Below are 15,357 nucleotides of genomic sequence, written 5' to 3'. Positions count from 1 at the left end.
GTCACGCGCGCCCGGTCCAGACGCGCCGGACGCGCAGGTCGGCGTCGAGCAGGACGGCATCGGCCGGGCTCCCGATCTCGAGCCTGCCGAGGTCGGGACGCCCGATCGCGCGTGCCGGAGTGGCCGTCAGGGCCGTCACGGCTGTCGGCAGCGTCACCCCCGCGGCGACGGCCGTCCGCAGCGCGGCATCCTGCGTCAGGGTGGATCCGGCGATCGTGCCGTCTGCGAGCCGCGCCACGGTGTTCTCGACGCGCACCGCGAGCGCCCCGAGCACGTAGTCTCCGTCGGCCGATCCGGCGGCCGCCATCGCGTCGGTGACGAGCGCGATGCGCCCCGGTGCGGCGGCGAAGGCGATCCGCACCACCTCGGGGGCGAGGTGCACGCCGTCGGCGATGACCTCGAGCGTGACGCGTGGGTCGGCGGTGGCCGCGCCGATCGGACCGGGCTGACGGTGGTGGAGGCCCGGCATGGCGTTGAAGGCGTGGGTGAGGATCGTGGCGCCGGCGTCGAAGGCCCGTCGAGCGGTCTCGGCGTCGGCGTCGGTGTGACCGACGGCGGCGGCCGCGCCCGCGGCGACGATGCGCTCGATCGCGGTGAGGGCGCCCGGCAGCTCCGGAGCGATCGTGACCTGGCGGACGGTGCCGCGGCCGGCCTCGAGCAGCCGCGCCACGGCGTCGGCGGCGGGTCCGATGAGCAGCTCCGGATCGTGGGCGCCGTGGTGTCCGGGATCGAGGAACGGCCCCTCGAGGTGCGAGCCGAGCACCGTGGCATCCGTCTCCGCGAGGTCGCCGATGGCGGCGACCCGTCGGACGAGGTCGTCGACGGATGCCGTGACGAGCGAGATGACCGCTCGCGTCGTGCCGTGCGCCCGGTGCAGCTCGCGCGCGGTGCGGATCGCCTCGGCACCCTCGTCGTATGCCGCGCCGCCGCCGCCGTGGCCGTGGATGTCGACGAAGCCGGGAGCGAGGATCGCGCCGGGGCCGGCGGCATCGGTGGCATCGACGACCTCGTCGACCGGTTCTTCGGCGACGGCATCGCGCCACGCGTCGCCGGTGCCCTGCGCGGCGACCCGCCCGTCGCGCACGACGAGCCAGGAGTCGGGCATCTCGCGGCCCCCGTCGACGAGCCGAACGGAATGGATGACGCGGTTCAGACCGTCCATGCGACCTCCGGGGAAGCGGGGAAGCGGATGCCGAGGGTCGTCCACAGCGGTCCGAGCGCGCCGACGCGTTCGCGGAAGGACTCCCACGTGCGGTTGTCTGCGCTGCCGGTCGCAGCCGACCAGGCGGCTTCAGCGGCCGCCGCGATGCGAGGGAAGGCGAGTGCATCGATGTCGTCCAGGTCGCGGACGGTCTCGGTCCACAGCGGCGCTTCGACCCCGAGGATGTCGTCTTCCGAGATGCCGGACACGACCTCGCCGGGCTCCCACGAGTAAGCCCGTTCGAGGCTCGTCGGACCGTTCGCCCAGGTCAGGCCGAGGGGAGCATCGGCCGTCGGTTTCATGTCGAGGTACACGGCGTCGGCGGGCGAGAGGATGACGCGGCCGCCGCGCGCGACGAAGGCCCGCGCACGTTCGTCGGCACCGTCGGTCGGCGAGACGAGGCCCCAGTACTGGCCGATCGTGCCGGGCGCGAGATCCGCGGCGGCGCCGGCCTCGTGCCAGGCGATCGGCGTCTTGCCGAGGTCGGCGATGACCCGCGAGGTGCGGGCCACGAAGGCCGCGAAGTCCTCCGCCGGGGTGCCGTGCGCCTCGTCACCGCCGAAGTGCAGGTAGGGGCCGGGGGTCAGCTCCGCCAGCTCCGTCAGGACATCGTCGACGAAGGCATCGGTCTCGGGTGCGCCGATGCGCAGCGACGAGAAGCCGACCCCCATGCCCGTGTACGCCTCGCCGGCGACGGGAGCGGGGCCGCCCGCGACATCCCACCCGTCCAGCGCCGGTGGCGCAGCGACCTCGGGGTAGGCGAGCCCGACGGCGTGGGTGTGGCCGGGCATGTCGAACTCGGGCACGACGGTCATGTGGTTCGCCGCGGCGTGGGCGATGATCGCGCGGTAGTCGTCGGCCGTGAAGAAGCCGCCGGCACCGCCGCCCACCGCGCTCGTCGCCGCATGGACGGTGAGCTCCGGGCGGCGGGACAGCGCGAGCCGCCACCCCTGGTCGTCGCTGAGGTGCAGGTGCAGGACGTTGAACTTGAGGCTCGCCGCCCGCTCGAGGTAGGCGGTGACGGTCGCGACGTCGTGGAAGTGGCGGGCGACATCGAGCATCACGCCGCGATACGCGAAGCGGGGGGCGTCGTCGATGTCGACCCCCGGAATCACCCAGCCGTCGGACGAGCGGGTGATCAGCTGGCCGAGAGTCTGCACGCCGTAGAAGAGGCCCGCGGAGTCGGCGCCCCGGATCGAGATGCGGCGGTGGTCGACCGACAGCCGGTACGACTCGGGCGGCCCGTCCCCGTCGACGGCGACGTCGATGGCGGCGCTGTCGAGCTCCGCGGCGCTGTCGGGCTCCGCGGCGCTGTCGGGCTCCGCGGCGCTGTCGGGCTCCGCGGTGCCGGGGGCCGCCGTGAGGTGGAGGCCGGTCCGCGTCAGGACGAGCCGGTGGAGGACGCCCGCGGCATCCGCATCCCCGGTTATGAAGACGGCGTCCGTCAGGGTGAACGCCACCCCCTTCGCGGGCGTGACCGAGGCGGGCAACGGGACCAGCGGCAGCGACATCAGCGCGCCCCTATCTGTAAGGGTGCCTAACAAACTTTCGAGCCAGCGTATCAGCGCGGCATCCGTTATGCTCGACGCGTCGCGACTGGCGTTGAGGTGGGCCACCACCGGGGAGCGACCGACACGGCATTCGACCGCACGCCTGGGCCGATGTGGAACTTCTCTGCTCGTGAAAGCCGTCGTCAGGAGATCGTCATGACCGATTCGTACTTCAACGCCCCGCTCGCCGAGGTCGACCCCGAGATCGCCCAGGTGCTCGAGCGCGAGCTCGACCGCCAGCGCGGCTACCTCGAGATGATCGCGTCCGAGAACTTCGTGCCCGTCTCGGTGCTGCAGTCGCAGGGTTCCGTGCTCACCAACAAGTACGCCGAGGGTTACCCGGGTCGCCGCTACTACGGCGGCTGCGAAGAGGTCGACGTCGCCGAAGAGCTGGCGATCTCGCGCGCCAAGTCGCTCTTCGGCGCCGAGTTCGCCAACGTCCAGCCCCACTCGGGCGCGACGGCCAACGCCGCCGTCCTGCACGCGATCGCGCGCCCCGGTGACACGCTCCTCGGCCTCTCGCTCGACCACGGCGGCCACCTCACCCACGGCATGAAGATCAACTTCTCGGGCCGGCTCTACGACATCGTCGCCTACGGCGTGAACCCCGAGACCTCGCTGATCGACATGGACGAGGTCCGTCGCCTCGCCCTCGAGCACAAGCCGAAGGTGATCATCGCCGGCTGGTCGGCCTACCCCCGCCAGCTCGACTTCGCCGCCTTCCGTGCGATCGCGGACGAGGTCGGCGCGTACCTCTGGGTCGACATGGCGCACTTCGCCGGTCTCGTCGCCGCCGGCGTGCACCCGTCGCCGGTGCCCCACGCCCACGTCGTCTCGTCGACGGTGCACAAGACCATCGGCGGCCCCCGCTCGGGCATCATCCTCACCAACGACGCCGACCTGGCGAAGAAGATCAACACCGCCGTCTTCCCGGGCCAGCAGGGCGGCCCGCTCATGCACGTCATCGCGGCGAAGGCGACGGCGTTCAAGCTCGCAGCGACGCCGGAGTTCAAGGAGCGCCAGGAGCGCACCGTGCGCGGCGCCGCGATCATCGCCGACCGTCTGACGCAGCAGGATGTGGCGGATGCCGGCATCGCCGTCCGCTCGGGCGGCACCGACGTGCACCTCGTGCTCGTCGACCTGCGCGACGCCGCGATCGACGGCAAGCAGGCCGAAGACCTGCTGCACGAGATCCACATCACCGTCAACCGCAACGCGGTGCCCAACGACCCGCGCCCGCCGATGGTCACCTCGGGCCTGCGCATCGGGACGCCCGCTCTCGCGACCCGCGGCTTCGGCGACGCCGAGTTCACCGAGGTCGCCGACATCATCGCGCTCGCGCTGCAGCCCGGCGCCGACCTCGATGCCCTGCGTGCTCGCGTGGCGACGCTCGCCGACGCCTTCCCGCTGTACCCCGGCCTGCAGCAGTAACCCGGCGTCGCCGGTCGCCGGCCGGTCGCCGAGAACGCACCCTCCCCGCGAGAACGCACCCCGCACGGTACGTTCTCGCCCGGAGCGTATGTTCTCGGCGACCGCGACCCGGCGACCGCGACCCTCTCGAACGGAGAACGACATGACCGCGCAGAAGCTCGACGGGCGGGCCACCGCCGCTGCCATCAAGACCGAACTCGCCGAGCGCGTCGCCGCGCTGAAGGCCCGCGGAGTGACGCCGGGCATCGCGACGGTGCTCGTCGGGGCCGACCCGGCATCCCAGCTGTACGTCGGGATGAAGCACCGCGAGTCCGAGGCGATCGGCATGAACTCGATCCAGATCGAGCTGCCGGCCGAGTCGACGCAGGCGGAGGTCGAGGAGGTCATCGACCGCCTCAACGCCGACCCGACGTGCCATGGCTACATCGTGCAGCTGCCGCTGCCCAAACACCTCGACACCGACCGGGTTCTCGAGCGCATCGATCCCGCGAAGGATGCCGACGGCCTGCACCCCGTCAACCTCGGGCGTCTCGTGCTCAATGTCAACGACCCCATCACGACGCCGCTGCCGTGCACGCCGCGTGCCGTCATCGAGCTGCTGCAGCGCAACGGATACGACCTCGCGGGCAAGAACGTCGTCGTCGTCGGGCGCGGTGTCACGATCGGCCGGTCCATCGGTCTGCTGCTGACCCGCCGCGAGATCAACGCCACGGTGACCCTGACCCACACCGGAACCGCCGACCTCGGCGCGCACCTGCGCGAGGCCGACGTCATCGTGGGTGCCGCGGGCGTGAAGCACCTCGTCACCGCCGCGGACGTCAAGCCGGGCGCCGCCGTCCTCGACGTGGGCGTCACCCGCGAGAACGACCCCGAGACCGGCAAGTCGAAGGTCTACGGAGACATCGCGCCGGATGTCGCCGAGGTCGCGGGCTTCCTCTCGCCCAACCCCGGCGGCGTCGGCCCGATGACCGTCGCCCTGCTGATGACCAACGTGGTCGAGGCCGCCGAGCGCGCGACCGCCTGAGCCTGCTTCCTCCACCCGTCGACTCGCCAGAAAGTGCGGATGCCGGCCCGCCCGGATCCGCGTTCTCTGGCGAGTCGACGGGAGCTCAGAGGAAGCGGGAGAGGAAGGCGCGGGTTCGGGGCTCGCGGGGAGCGCCGAACACCTCCGACGGCGCGCCCTCCTCGACGATGACGCCCTGGTCGAGGAAGACGACGCGGTCGGCGACATCCCGCGCGAACGCCATCTCGTGCGTCGCCATGAGGATCGTCGAGCCGGCCACCGCGAGGTCGCGGACCAGCTCGAGCACCTCGCCGACGAGCTCGGGGTCGAGCGCCGAGGTGATCTCGTCGAGCAGCAGCACCTCGGGATCGGTCGCGATCGCGCGGATGATCGCCGCTCGCTGCTGCTGACCGCCCGAGAGCCGGTCGGGGTGCTCCCCGGCCTTGTCGGCGAGCCCGATGCGCGCGAGCAGGTCCCGCGCACGCGCCTCCGCCTCGCGCCGGGGCACGCGGTGCACGACCCGCGAGGCGAGGGTCACGTTGTCGAGCACGGACAGGTGGGGGAAGAGGTTGTAGCTCTGGAACACCGCTCCCAGCCGCGCGCGCACCGCGTTCGCGTCGACCCGGGGGTCGGAGATGTCCGCGCCGGCGAGGAGGATCTGCCCGTCGTCGATCGGCTCCAGCAGCCCGAGGCAGCGCAGCAGCGTCGACTTGCCCGAACCGCTTGCGCCGATGAGGGCGACGACCTCGTTCCGGGCGAGCGACACATCGACGCCGCGCAGCACCTCTTTGTCGCCGAACGACTTGCGGATGCCGCGGGCGTGCAGCACGTCGGCGACGCTGCCGGGCTCGGTGTCGGGCGCGCTGCCGGGTCGGTTCCGGCTCACAGGATCGATCCCGTCTGCTCGCGGCGTCGGAGCCTCGCGGTGTACCAGTCCGTCAGCCGGATCGTCGGGATCGCGAGCAGCACGAACAGCACGCCTGCCACGACGTACGGGGTGAAGTTGTAGGTCGTCGCGACCACGCCCCGCGCCTCGGCGATCGCGTCGAACGCCGCGAGGATCGAGATCAGTCCGACATCCTTCTGCATGGAGATGAAATCGTTCATGAGCGGCGGGGTCATCTTGCGCAGCGCCTGCGGCAGCACGACCCGCACGAGGGTCTGCGGGTAGCTGAGCCCGAGCGCGCGGGCGGCGAGACGCTGCGACGGATGCACCGACTCGATGCCCGCCCGCACGACCTCCGCGACGTAGGCGGAGTACGTCAGCGTGATGGCGAGGACTCCCAGAAGCACCGGATCGATGCGGGCGTTCAGGATCGTCGGCAGCCCGAACCCGATCAGATACAGCACGATGACGAAGGGCAGGCCGCGGAAGAGGTCGGTGTAGGCCGCGGCGATCAGCCGGAGCGGGAAGAACACCGGTCCGCGCAGGGTCCGCAGCAGCGCCAGCACCAGCGCCACCGCGGCGACCGTGAAGACCGAGATGGCGAGCACCTGCAGGTTCACGAGGAAGCCCTGCCACACCTCGGGGAGGGCCTGCAGCGCGACGGCGGGGTCGAAGAAGCTCCGCTGGACGGTCGCCCAGCCCTCCGTGTTGATCACGGTCACCCAGACGACCGCGGCGAAGGCGAGTGTCGAAGCGACGGCGATCAGGACCGACCGGCGCTCGCGGCCGCGCCGATACGCTCGGCGCTCGAGTTCGAGCGCGCTCGGGACGGAGGTGGTCACGGATAGACGCTAGCGCGCCCTCACTGGAGGAGCGTCACGCCCTCCGTGAGTCCCGAGAGCCACTTCTGCTCGAGCTCGGCGAGGGTGCCGTCCTCGCGCAGCTCGTCGACGGCGGCCGTCACGGCGGGGGTGAGCGGCGAGTTCTTCGCGAGCAGCAGGCCCCATTCGTCCTCGATGCCCGCCTTCGGCAGCTCGCCGACGAAGAACGAGTTCTCGATGTAGAAGTTGACCGCGAGGTAGGCGGTGGGGGTGTCGAGCACGATCGCATCGATCTGTCCCGCGCCGAGCGCGGCCACGGCATCCTCGTTCGAGTTGTACAGGCGAGCCTCGGCGTCGGGCGCGACCTCTGCGAGGGTCTGCGCGCTCGTGGAGTTGGCCATCGCGCCGATCGTGAGGTCGGTCAGCCCTGCGATGTCGGAGACGCCGTCGGCCGCGCCGCCCCGGATCGCGACGATCGACTGGCTCGCGGAGTAGTAGGGCGAGGAGAAGTCGACGCCCTGCTTGCGCTCGTCGGTGATCGTGTACTGCTGGACGTTGATGTCGAAGCTCTTCGGACCCGGCGCGATCGCGGCCTCGAAGCTCGTGCGCACCCACACGACGTCGTCCGGTGCGAAGCCGAGCTTGTCCGCGACGGCGTAGGCGACGGCGGCCTCGAAGCCCTCGCCCGACTCGGGGTCGTCGTCGACGAAGTACGGCTCGTAGGCCGTCTCGCCCGTGGCGAAGGTGAGCTTGCCGGGGGTGACGTAGTCCTCGGCAGCGGGTCCCGACGCGGCATCGCCCGAGGCGGCGGGCGCGGGCGAGGACGAGCACCCGGCGAGGACGATCGCGAGAGCGGCGACGCCGATCGAGGCGGCGCGGACGAGAGAGCGGGACATCGGGGAACCTCCGGGTGCGGATGCCGCGCATCGGCGTGCTGTCACCGGCGGCTGCATCCATTCTCACCCGGCCGGGATGCCGCGGCGCGCGCGGGTCGTCGTGTTACGCGGCCTCCCTGCAGGCCCGGCTGCGGGCCCGAACCCCGCGAGGTCCCACGTGGGCCGGGTAAGCGCGGCTCACACCCGGCCCAAGTGGGACCTCGCAGGGGTGGACCCGCGGGGGCGGGGTCGGGCAGGATCGGCGGCGTGCGAGACGACGGCGGTGGGGGAGGGTGCAGGGGAACGGGGGCGATCACGACGCAGCGGCTGCGCTCGCACCTGCTGAGCGAACCCGCGTCGTCACTCGGCGAGGCCGGGGCCCACATGCTCGCCGTGCAGGCGCAGGAGTTCTGGTCGGGTCGATGGGCGCTGGCGGTCCGCACCGACGGCCAGCCTGCGCTGAGCGAGGTGGACGCCGCGTTCGATGACGGCACGCTCGTGCGCTCATGGACCCAACGCGGCACCCTGCACATCGTGCGCTCGGTCGACCTCGCCGGGATGCTTGCGGTGACCGCCGACCGGCAACAGCGTGCCGCGGCGGGCATCCTGCGCGGGCTCGCGATCGACGAGGCGGTGCTGGCGACGGCTGAGCGTGCCGCCCGACAGGCACTGCGCGGCGGGAACCGGCTCACGCGCGACGAGTTCGCCGACCTCCTGCGCGGTGCCGGCATCGGGACCGAGCGCTCGCGCAGCAACCACATCCTCTCGGCGCTCGCCGTCCGCGGCGTGCTCGCCTTCGGCCCGGTGGTGCCGCGCGAGGGTGGACCGACCCGCGACCAGTTCTTGGTCGCCGTGGACGAGTTGCCGTCCGGACGGGTGCCCGATGATCCGCTGGCCGAGATGTTCGCCGGCTACATCCGCTCGCACGGACCGGCCCGCGTCGAGGACTTCCGCTGGTGGGCGGGGCTGCCGATCGGAATGGCACGACGTGCGGCCGAGGCGGCCGGCGACCGCGTGGTCGAGATCGAGGCCGGACTGTTCGCGGCACCGGGCGCGGGGCCCGGCGTGCCGGCATCCGTTGCCGGGGTAGACCCGGAGCGCGACAGCGGGGATGTCGTCGCCCTCCCCGCCTTCGACGAGTACTTCCTCTCCTACGCCGACCGGATGACCGTCTGCGCCCCCGACCTCGCGGCTCGGATCGGCCCCACCCTGAACGGTCAGGTCGCGCCGATCCTGGTCTCCCGGGGACAGGTGATCGGCACGTGGCGCCACTCCGTCGCCGCCGGGCGGCACCGTCTGCCACCTGAGCCCGCGCTCGTGACAGACCCAGCGGTCGCGGCATCCGCGATCGAGGCGTCGCTCGCCCGGGTCTCCCGCTTCCTCGCCGGCTGAGCTCCCGCGTGCCCCGCCGTGGGACCTCGAGCGCTGCCGGCGAGTCAGCCGGCGGCGTGGCGGTCGAGGAAGGCGTAAACCTCGCCGTCGTCGACACCGGGGAAGTTGCCGCGCGGCAGCGGCGAGAACATCTGCATGTGCACGCGGGCGCTCGGCCAGGCCTTGCCCTCCCATCGCGACGTCAGGTCGGGGTCGGGCCGCCGGCAGCATGACTCGTCGGGGCACGTGGATGTCGCCCGCTTCTGCGTCTCGCGGCCGCGGAACCAGCGGGCGTCGTCGAACGGCACGCCGACGGTGATCGAGAACTCGCCCTCGGCGGTGGTCCCGGTCTGGCTCGAGCACCAGAACGTCCCGCCCGGGGTGTCGGTGTACTGGTAGTGCTCGACCGTGCGGTTCTGCTCCTCGAACGCCGACCGCGCCGAGAAGGCCCGGCACACGACCTGGCCCTCCACGCTGCCGGTGACGTCCATCGGCAGCGGCAGGCCGTCGTTCTCGTAGACCCGTGTGATGGCCCCCGCGCCATCCACGCGCAGGAAGTGCAGCGGGATGCCGAGATGCCGGGTCATGAGGTTCGTCATGCGCATCCCGGCTGCCTCGTGCGTCACCCCGAACGCGTCGCGGAAGTCCTCGACCGCGAGGTTGCGGTCCTTCTTCGCCTGCGACAGGAACGCGACCGAGGCCGTCTCGGGCATGAGGCAGCACGCGGCGTAGTAGTTGATCTCGAGGCGCTGCTGCAGGAAGTCGGCGTAGTCGCTCGGGGGAGTGTGGCCGAGCAAGCGGTGCGCCATCGCCTGCAGCGCCATCGACCGCAGGCCGTGACCGCCCGGGATCGAGGCCGGCGGAAGGTAGATGCGCCCGTTCTCGAGGTCGGTGACCGAGCGGGCGGAGTGCGGGAGGTCGGCGACGTAGAGCAGCTCGAACCCCAGCTGCTCGGCCATGATGCTCACGGTGCGGTGCGTCAGCGCACCCGAGGTGTGTCCGGCCGCCTTGAGCTGCTTCTCGGCGAGGCGCTCGATGTCAGGGAGGTAGTTCGCGACCTCGCGCATCCGCAGGCGCAGCTCCGTGTTCGCACGCCGGGCTTCCTCCGGGGTCGCGATCGCCTCGCGCTCGCGGCGCTGCAGTTCGCGATGCAGTCCGAGGATGGACTCGAGCGTGTCGTCGCTCATCGTCTTGCCCGCGCGCACCGGTGCGATGCCGAGTCGCCGGAAGACGGAACTGGCCTGCGCCCGCTCCAGCTCGAGCTCGAGGGCGGCCCGGCGGTTCGGGGGCTCCGGGGAGAGGAGGTCGGTCACGTCGGTGCCGGTCGCCGACGCGATCGCCTGCAGCAGCGAGAGCTTCGGCTCGCGTCGACCGTTCTCGATCAGACTCAGCTGGCTGCCGGCGACGCCGACCTGAGCGCCGAGCTCGTCGAGTGTCAGCCCGCGGGCGAGGCGGTGGTGGCGGATGCGGTGCCCGAGGGTTGCGAGTTCGATTCCGGATGCGGCCATTCCTTGATCATAGGGAAAGAATCGGGTTTCTTGAAGTCGTTGAACGCAGCAAGACGGGGTATTCATGCGTTGGAATCGTCAGGTATCACCGATCTCACCGCCGACGTAGGAGACCGACATGGCCATCGCCGACCTCTTCACCCGCCCCGCCGTCACCGGCACAACCGCAGCGGGCGCCGCTCCCCGCCGCGCACGGCCCGACCTCGGCGCCCGGCCGTCGGCGGCATCCGGTCCTCTCGGCGATCTCGTCGCCTGGGTCGACGAGATCGCCGCGCTCACGCAGCCCGATCGGGTCCACTGGGTCGACGGGTCGGCGGCCGAGAACGACGCGCTGCTGCGCGAGATGGTCGACGAGGGCAAGCTCATCAAGCTCAACCCCGAGTGGCGGCCTGGGTCGTACCTCGCGCGCTCGCACCCCAGCGACGTCGCCCGCACCGAGGCGCGGACCTTCATCGCGTCCGAGCGCGAGGAGGATGCCGGCCCCACCAACAACTGGGTCGCACCCGACGACATCCGGGCGACCATCACGCCCCTGTTCGCGGGTTCGATGCGCGGGCGCACGATGTACGTCGTGCCGTTCTCGATGGGGGCGGTCGGCGGCCCGCTCTCGCACATCGGCGTGCAGGTCACCGACAGCGCCTACGCGGTGGCGTCGATCGGCATCATGACCCGCGTCGGGGCGGCCGTGCTCGACGAGATCGCCGGCGGCAAGCCCTGGGTCAAGACCGTCCACTCGGTCGGCGCGCCGCTGGCGCCCGGCGAGGCGGATGTCGCGTGGCCGTGCAACGACGAGAAGTACATCGTCCACTTCCCCGACACCCTCGAGGTCTGGTCGTTCGGGTCGGGCTACGGCGGCAACGCCATCCTCGCCAAGAAGTGCTTCGCGCTGCGCATCGCGTCGGTGATCGGCCGCGATGAGGGTTGGCTCGCCGAGCACATGCTGCTCATCCGGGTCATCGACCCGGCCGGCAAGGCGTACCACGTGGCCGCGGCCTTCCCCTCGGCCTGCGGCAAGACGAACCTCGCCATGCTGCGCCCGACCATCCCGGGCTGGCGTGTCGAGACCCTCGGCGACGACATCGCGTGGCTGCGTCCGGGATCCGACGGGCGGCTGTGGGCGATCAACCCCGAGGCCGGGTTCTTCGGCGTCGCGCCGGGCACCGGCGAGTCGACCAACGTCACGGCGGTCGAGACGCTGTGGGGCAACACGATCTTCACGAACGTGGCGCTGCGTCCCGACGGCGACGTCTGGTGGGAGGGGCTCACCGACGAGGCGCCCGCCGAGCTCATCGACTGGGAGGGCAAGCCCTGGACCCCCGAATCGGGCCGGCCGGCCGCGCACCCCAACTCGCGCTTCACCGTCAGCGCCGCTCAGTGCCCGCAGATCGCGTCGGATTGGGATGCCGCCGAGGGCGTGCCACTCGACGCCATCCTCTTCGGGGGTCGCCGGGCGACGAACGTCCCCCTCGTCGTCGAGGCGACCGACTGGACGCACGGCGTCTTCATCGGCTCGAACATCTCGTCGGAGCGCACGGCGGCGGCCGAGGGGACGCTCGGCGAACTCCGCCGCGACCCCTTCGCCATGCTGCCGTTCTGCGGCTACAACATGGGCGACTACTTCGCCCACTGGCTGAAGGTCGGGCAGAAGCTGCGGTTCGACCGGGCCCCCCGCGTCTTCCAGGTGAACTGGTTCCGCAAGGGCAGCGACGGGCGCTTCCTGTGGCCCGGGTTCGGCGACAACTCGCGCGTCATCGACTGGATCGTGCGGCGCCTGAATGGCGAGGTCGACGCGGTCGACAGCCCGATCGGACGCCTCCCGCGCACCGAGGATCTCAACCTCGACGGCATCGAGGTGTCGCAGCACGATCTCGATGAGCTGTTCGCGGTCGACACGGACTCGTGGCTGCGCGAGGCCGACCTCACCGAGGAGTTCTACGACTCCTTCGGCGACCGGCTGCCCGCGGCCCTGCGTGCCGAGCTCGAGGCCCTCCGCTACCGCCTCGGCCACCGGGCCTGACCCCGCCCGCCACGAGAACACACCGTCGCCGCGAGAACGCACCGGAAAGGGTGCGCGTTCGCGGCGATGGTGCGTTTCCGCGGGAAGGGCGGGCGGGTGCGGCCCGTCAAACCAGGAGCTGGTGCTTCGCGAGGTCGCGGTACAGCGGGACCGTGGCGACGAGCTCGGAGTGCGTGCCCTGGCCGACGACCCGGCCGTGGTCGAGCACCACGATGACGTCGCTGTCGACGACCGTCGAGAGCCGGTGCGCGATGACCACGAGGGTGCGGCCCGTCGCGACGGCGTCGATCGCCTCGCGCATCCGCTGCTCGTTGAGCCCGTCGAGCGAGGACGTCGATTCGTCCAGCAGCAGGATCGGGGGCGCAGCGAGCAGCGCGCGGGCGATCGCGAGGCGCTGACGCTCGCCGCCCGAGAGCATGACGCCCGCCTCGCCGACGGGCGCCTGAAGACCGAGCTCGCTGCGCTCGAGCACATCGCCGAGGTTGACGGCGCGCAGCACACGCTCGCACTCCGCGTCCGTAGCCTCGGGCGAGGCGAGGCGCAGGTTGTCGGCGATCGTGCCGGCGAGGGTGGGGGCGTCCTGCTCGACGTAGCCGAGCTGCGCGCGCAGCTCGGCCCGTGGGAGGGACCGGATGTCGTCACCCCCGACGAGCACCGCTCCGCCGGTGACGTCGTAGAACCGCTCGATCAGGGCGAGGGTCGTGGACTTGCCCGCCCCCGACGGCCCGACGAGGGCCACGCGCGCACCGCGGGGAACGCGGAAGCTCACGCCGCGGAGCACCTCGCCCTCGGGGACGGCGGTCGCTCCGGCTGTCGCTGCGGACGAGGCGGCGGCGTCTGCGCCGTTCGCCGGCGAACCCGTCTCATCGGCCGTGACCGCAGCGACCGCCGAGGTGTCGACGCGGGCGTCCGCGAGGGTGCGCAACGCTTCGTCGGATGCCGAGCGCCGGGCGGCGACGACGGCCTCGGGGTAGCGGAAGTGCACGTCTCGGAACTCGATCGCGACATCGCTGTCGCCCGAGACGGCTACGGTGGCTGCGGCATCCGGATCGGCCGATTCCTCCGTGGGCAGGTCGAGCACTTCCTGGATGCGGCCGAGCGCGCCGAGCGCCTGATTGACCGAGGTGATCGCCCCGAGGAACGACGCGAGCGGCTGCACGAGGAAGAACAGGAACATCACGAACGTCACCAGGCTCGCGATCGAGATGGCGCCCGAGGCGACGCGGTATCCGCCGACGCCGAGCACGACGAGCAGTGACAGCTGCAGCGCGACGCCCGCGACGGGCACGACGAGGGCCGACGCCTTCGCGACGCGCACGCCCGCGTCATACGCCTGGCGTGCGGCCCCCGTGACGGCGGCCTCCTCGCGCTCGGTCGCTCCGGCGGCGCGGATCGTGCGGATCGATCCGATCGCCCGCTCGACACCCGAGGCCAGCTCGCCTACCCGTTCCTGCTGTTCGCGCGTGGCGCGACGGATGCGGGTGCTGAGCCCCACGACGACGGCGACCGAGGCTCCGATCACGATGACGATGAGCAGCAGCAGCAGCGGGTCGATGAAGAGCATCGCGACGATCGCGCCGACGAAGATGAGCGCGTTGCCGACCGAGTCGGCGAGCCCCTGGGTGAGCACGGCGTAGAGCAGCGTCGTGTCGGTGCCCACGCGCGAGACCAGGTCGCCGGTGCGTCGGGCGTCGAACTCCGAGATCGGCAGTCGGAGCAGGCGTGCGATGAGCCGGCGGCGGCTGGAGAACACCACCGCGGTGCCGGTGCGCTGGAGCAGATAGTGCTGGTAAGCGCCGATGGCCGACGAGACGACGACGAGGATCACGAGCGCCCACACGAGGATGCCGAGGGTGTCACCCACCTGCACACGCTCGATGACCTGCCCGACGACGAGCGGCTGGCCGAGCGTGGCCACCGCCTCGACGATGCTGAGCACCGCGACCGCCACCAGCACGCCCTTGTGCTCGAACAGGTACGGGAGCAGCTGCGACAGGCGGGCGCGCGGGCCCTCGTCGGTGCGGCGGCGGCCGCCGCGCATGCGGCTGCGGGTGTCGGACATGCGGTTCCCTCGGTTCGGCGAAGCTCTCTCCTTCGACCGTACTTCTTTCATCGAGGGTGGTTGTCCGTCCGCGGTATCGATGGAAGAGTGCCCGGATGCGTTCGATCACGAAACGTCAGGCGGCACCGCTTGCCGCGGCCGCGTTCGTCGTGCTCACGCTCGCCGGCTGCACCGGTCCGGTTGCAGACGGCGAAGCGGCAGAGCCGTCGGCATCCGTCGGTTCCACGCCATCTCCCACGCCGACATCCGACGCGCGCACCGACGAGCAGCAGTTGCCCCTGCCGGTCGATGAGATCGCGGACTGGGCCAAGACAGCGGTGCCCCGGTCTTCGGACACCACCGGCATGGGGACGCTGTCGGGGTGGCTGAGTCAGCACACGTCCGCACACCAGACGTCGCAGTTCTCGTCGCTCCCCGCCGGGACGTACCAGGCGCAGGTCGCGTGCCGCGGTGCCGGCACGATCACGGTGACCGCGGGCCCGATCGACAGCGCGTCATCGGGCGATCCCGTGACGTGCGACAACAGCACGATCGCCTTCGACGTGACCATCGAGCAGCCGGGCGTGAGTGTCACCATGGACCTCGCCGGCGACCCCACCATCTACGCGCTCTCGCTGGAGCGGACTGCTTAG

General features: G+C 71.6%; 12 protein-coding genes and 1 riboswitch. Of the genes, 5 read left to right on the top strand and 7 right to left on the bottom strand.

What is annotated here, in order from left to right; all coding sequences use genetic code 11:
- Nucleotide 1: 1 nt before the first annotated feature.
- Nucleotides 2-1,162 carry an N-acetylglucosamine-6-phosphate deacetylase gene (nagA, locus tag DO944_RS12445; RefSeq protein WP_112617442.1) on the bottom strand — a complete coding sequence of 387 codons (1,161 nt, stop codon included), beginning with the start codon at nucleotides 1,160-1,162 and terminating at the stop codon, nucleotides 2-4.
- Entirely contained in the window at nucleotides 1,150-2,712 is a 1,563-nt protein-coding gene (locus DO944_RS12440) for a family 20 glycosylhydrolase (protein WP_112617441.1), read from the bottom strand. Before DO944_RS12440 ends, nagA begins: the two co-directional genes overlap by 13 nt.
- Before the next feature lie 71 nt (nucleotides 2,713-2,783).
- Nucleotides 2,784-2,867, top strand: a riboswitch (ZMP/ZTP riboswitch).
- A gap of 40 nt (nucleotides 2,868-2,907) precedes the next feature.
- Here DO944_RS12440 and glyA point away from each other — a divergent pair.
- Entirely contained in the window at nucleotides 2,908-4,182 is a 1,275-nt protein-coding gene (glyA, locus tag DO944_RS12435; RefSeq protein WP_112617440.1) for a serine hydroxymethyltransferase, read from the top strand.
- Between the two features lie 142 nt (nucleotides 4,183-4,324).
- The gene (locus DO944_RS12430; protein ID WP_112617598.1) at nucleotides 4,325-5,206 is read left to right on the top strand and encodes a bifunctional methylenetetrahydrofolate dehydrogenase/methenyltetrahydrofolate cyclohydrolase; all 882 of its coding nucleotides are present in this window, start codon (nucleotides 4,325-4,327) and stop codon (nucleotides 5,204-5,206) included.
- A gap of 85 nt (nucleotides 5,207-5,291) precedes the next feature.
- Here the strand turns inward: DO944_RS12430 and DO944_RS12425 are convergent, their stop codons facing one another.
- From DO944_RS12425 to DO944_RS12415, 3 genes are read right to left on the bottom strand one after another with little or no spacing between them, the layout of a single operon-like run.
- Entirely contained in the window at nucleotides 5,292-6,071 is a 780-nt protein-coding gene (locus DO944_RS12425) for an amino acid ABC transporter ATP-binding protein (RefSeq protein ID WP_146752041.1), read from the bottom strand.
- Entirely contained in the window at nucleotides 6,068-6,913 is an 846-nt protein-coding gene (locus tag DO944_RS12420; protein WP_112617439.1) for an amino acid ABC transporter permease, read from the bottom strand. Before DO944_RS12420 ends, DO944_RS12425 begins: the two co-directional genes overlap by 4 nt.
- A 20-nt stretch (nucleotides 6,914-6,933) precedes the next feature.
- The gene (locus DO944_RS12415) at nucleotides 6,934-7,788 is read right to left on the bottom strand and encodes an ABC transporter substrate-binding protein (RefSeq protein ID WP_112617438.1); all 855 of its coding nucleotides are present in this window, start codon (nucleotides 7,786-7,788) and stop codon (nucleotides 6,934-6,936) included.
- A 246-nt stretch (nucleotides 7,789-8,034) separates the two neighbouring features.
- Here DO944_RS12415 and DO944_RS12410 point away from each other — a divergent pair, with 246 nt between their 5' ends.
- On the top strand, nucleotides 8,035-9,159 hold the full coding sequence (locus tag DO944_RS12410) for a winged helix DNA-binding domain-containing protein (protein WP_258524711.1): 1,125 nt from the start codon (nucleotides 8,035-8,037) through the stop codon (nucleotides 9,157-9,159).
- Between the two features lie 44 nt (nucleotides 9,160-9,203).
- Here DO944_RS12410 and DO944_RS12405 read toward each other — a convergent pair whose 3' ends face one another.
- Nucleotides 9,204-10,646 (bottom strand): XRE family transcriptional regulator, encoded by a 1,443-nt coding sequence (locus DO944_RS12405; protein ID WP_112617437.1) that lies wholly within the window; start codon nucleotides 10,644-10,646, stop codon nucleotides 9,204-9,206.
- A gap of 118 nt (nucleotides 10,647-10,764) precedes the next feature.
- Here DO944_RS12405 and DO944_RS12400 point away from each other — a divergent pair, with 118 nt between their 5' ends.
- A complete protein-coding gene (locus DO944_RS12400; RefSeq protein WP_112617436.1) occupies nucleotides 10,765-12,663 on the top strand; it encodes a phosphoenolpyruvate carboxykinase (GTP) in 1,899 nt (632 codons plus the stop codon).
- 106 nt (nucleotides 12,664-12,769) lie between these two features.
- On the opposite strand, the gene DO944_RS12395 is transcribed toward DO944_RS12400, so the two are convergent.
- Nucleotides 12,770-14,725: an ABC transporter ATP-binding protein gene (locus DO944_RS12395; protein WP_112617435.1), complete on the bottom strand. Its 1,956-nt coding sequence runs from the start codon at nucleotides 14,723-14,725 to the stop codon at nucleotides 12,770-12,772.
- Nucleotides 14,726-14,820: 95 nt separating this feature from the next.
- Here DO944_RS12395 and DO944_RS12390 point away from each other — a divergent pair, with 95 nt between their 5' ends.
- Entirely contained in the window at nucleotides 14,821-15,357 is a 537-nt protein-coding gene (locus DO944_RS12390; RefSeq protein ID WP_112617434.1) for a hypothetical protein, read from the top strand.

This window comes from Microbacterium sp. SMR1 (assembly GCF_003289625.1).
GTDB classification, from domain to species: domain Bacteria; phylum Actinomycetota; class Actinomycetes; order Actinomycetales; family Microbacteriaceae; genus Microbacterium; species Microbacterium plantarum.
This window is presented reverse-complemented; position numbering and strand designations above follow the sequence as displayed.

Coding starts and splice junctions, on each gene's coding strand:
- DO944_RS12405 (WP_112617437.1), bottom strand. CDS start 10,646: ATGGCCGCATCCGGAATCGAACTCGCAACCCTCGGGCACCGCATCCGC.
- DO944_RS12430 (WP_112617598.1), top strand. CDS start 4,325: ATGACCGCGCAGAAGCTCGACGGGCGGGCCACCGCCGCTGCCATCAAG.
- DO944_RS12440 (WP_112617441.1), bottom strand. CDS start 2,712: ATGTCGCTGCCGCTGGTCCCGTTGCCCGCCTCGGTCACGCCCGCGAAG.
- DO944_RS12395 (WP_112617435.1), bottom strand. CDS start 14,725: ATGTCCGACACCCGCAGCCGCATGCGCGGCGGCCGCCGCCGCACCGAC.
- glyA (WP_112617440.1), top strand. CDS start 2,908: ATGACCGATTCGTACTTCAACGCCCCGCTCGCCGAGGTCGACCCCGAG.
- DO944_RS12400 (WP_112617436.1), top strand. CDS start 10,765: ATGGCCATCGCCGACCTCTTCACCCGCCCCGCCGTCACCGGCACAACC.
- DO944_RS12415 (WP_112617438.1), bottom strand. CDS start 7,788: ATGTCCCGCTCTCTCGTCCGCGCCGCCTCGATCGGCGTCGCCGCTCTC.
- nagA (WP_112617442.1), bottom strand. CDS start 1,162: ATGGACGGTCTGAACCGCGTCATCCATTCCGTTCGGCTCGTCGACGGG.
- DO944_RS12390 (WP_112617434.1), top strand. CDS start 14,821: ATGCGTTCGATCACGAAACGTCAGGCGGCACCGCTTGCCGCGGCCGCG.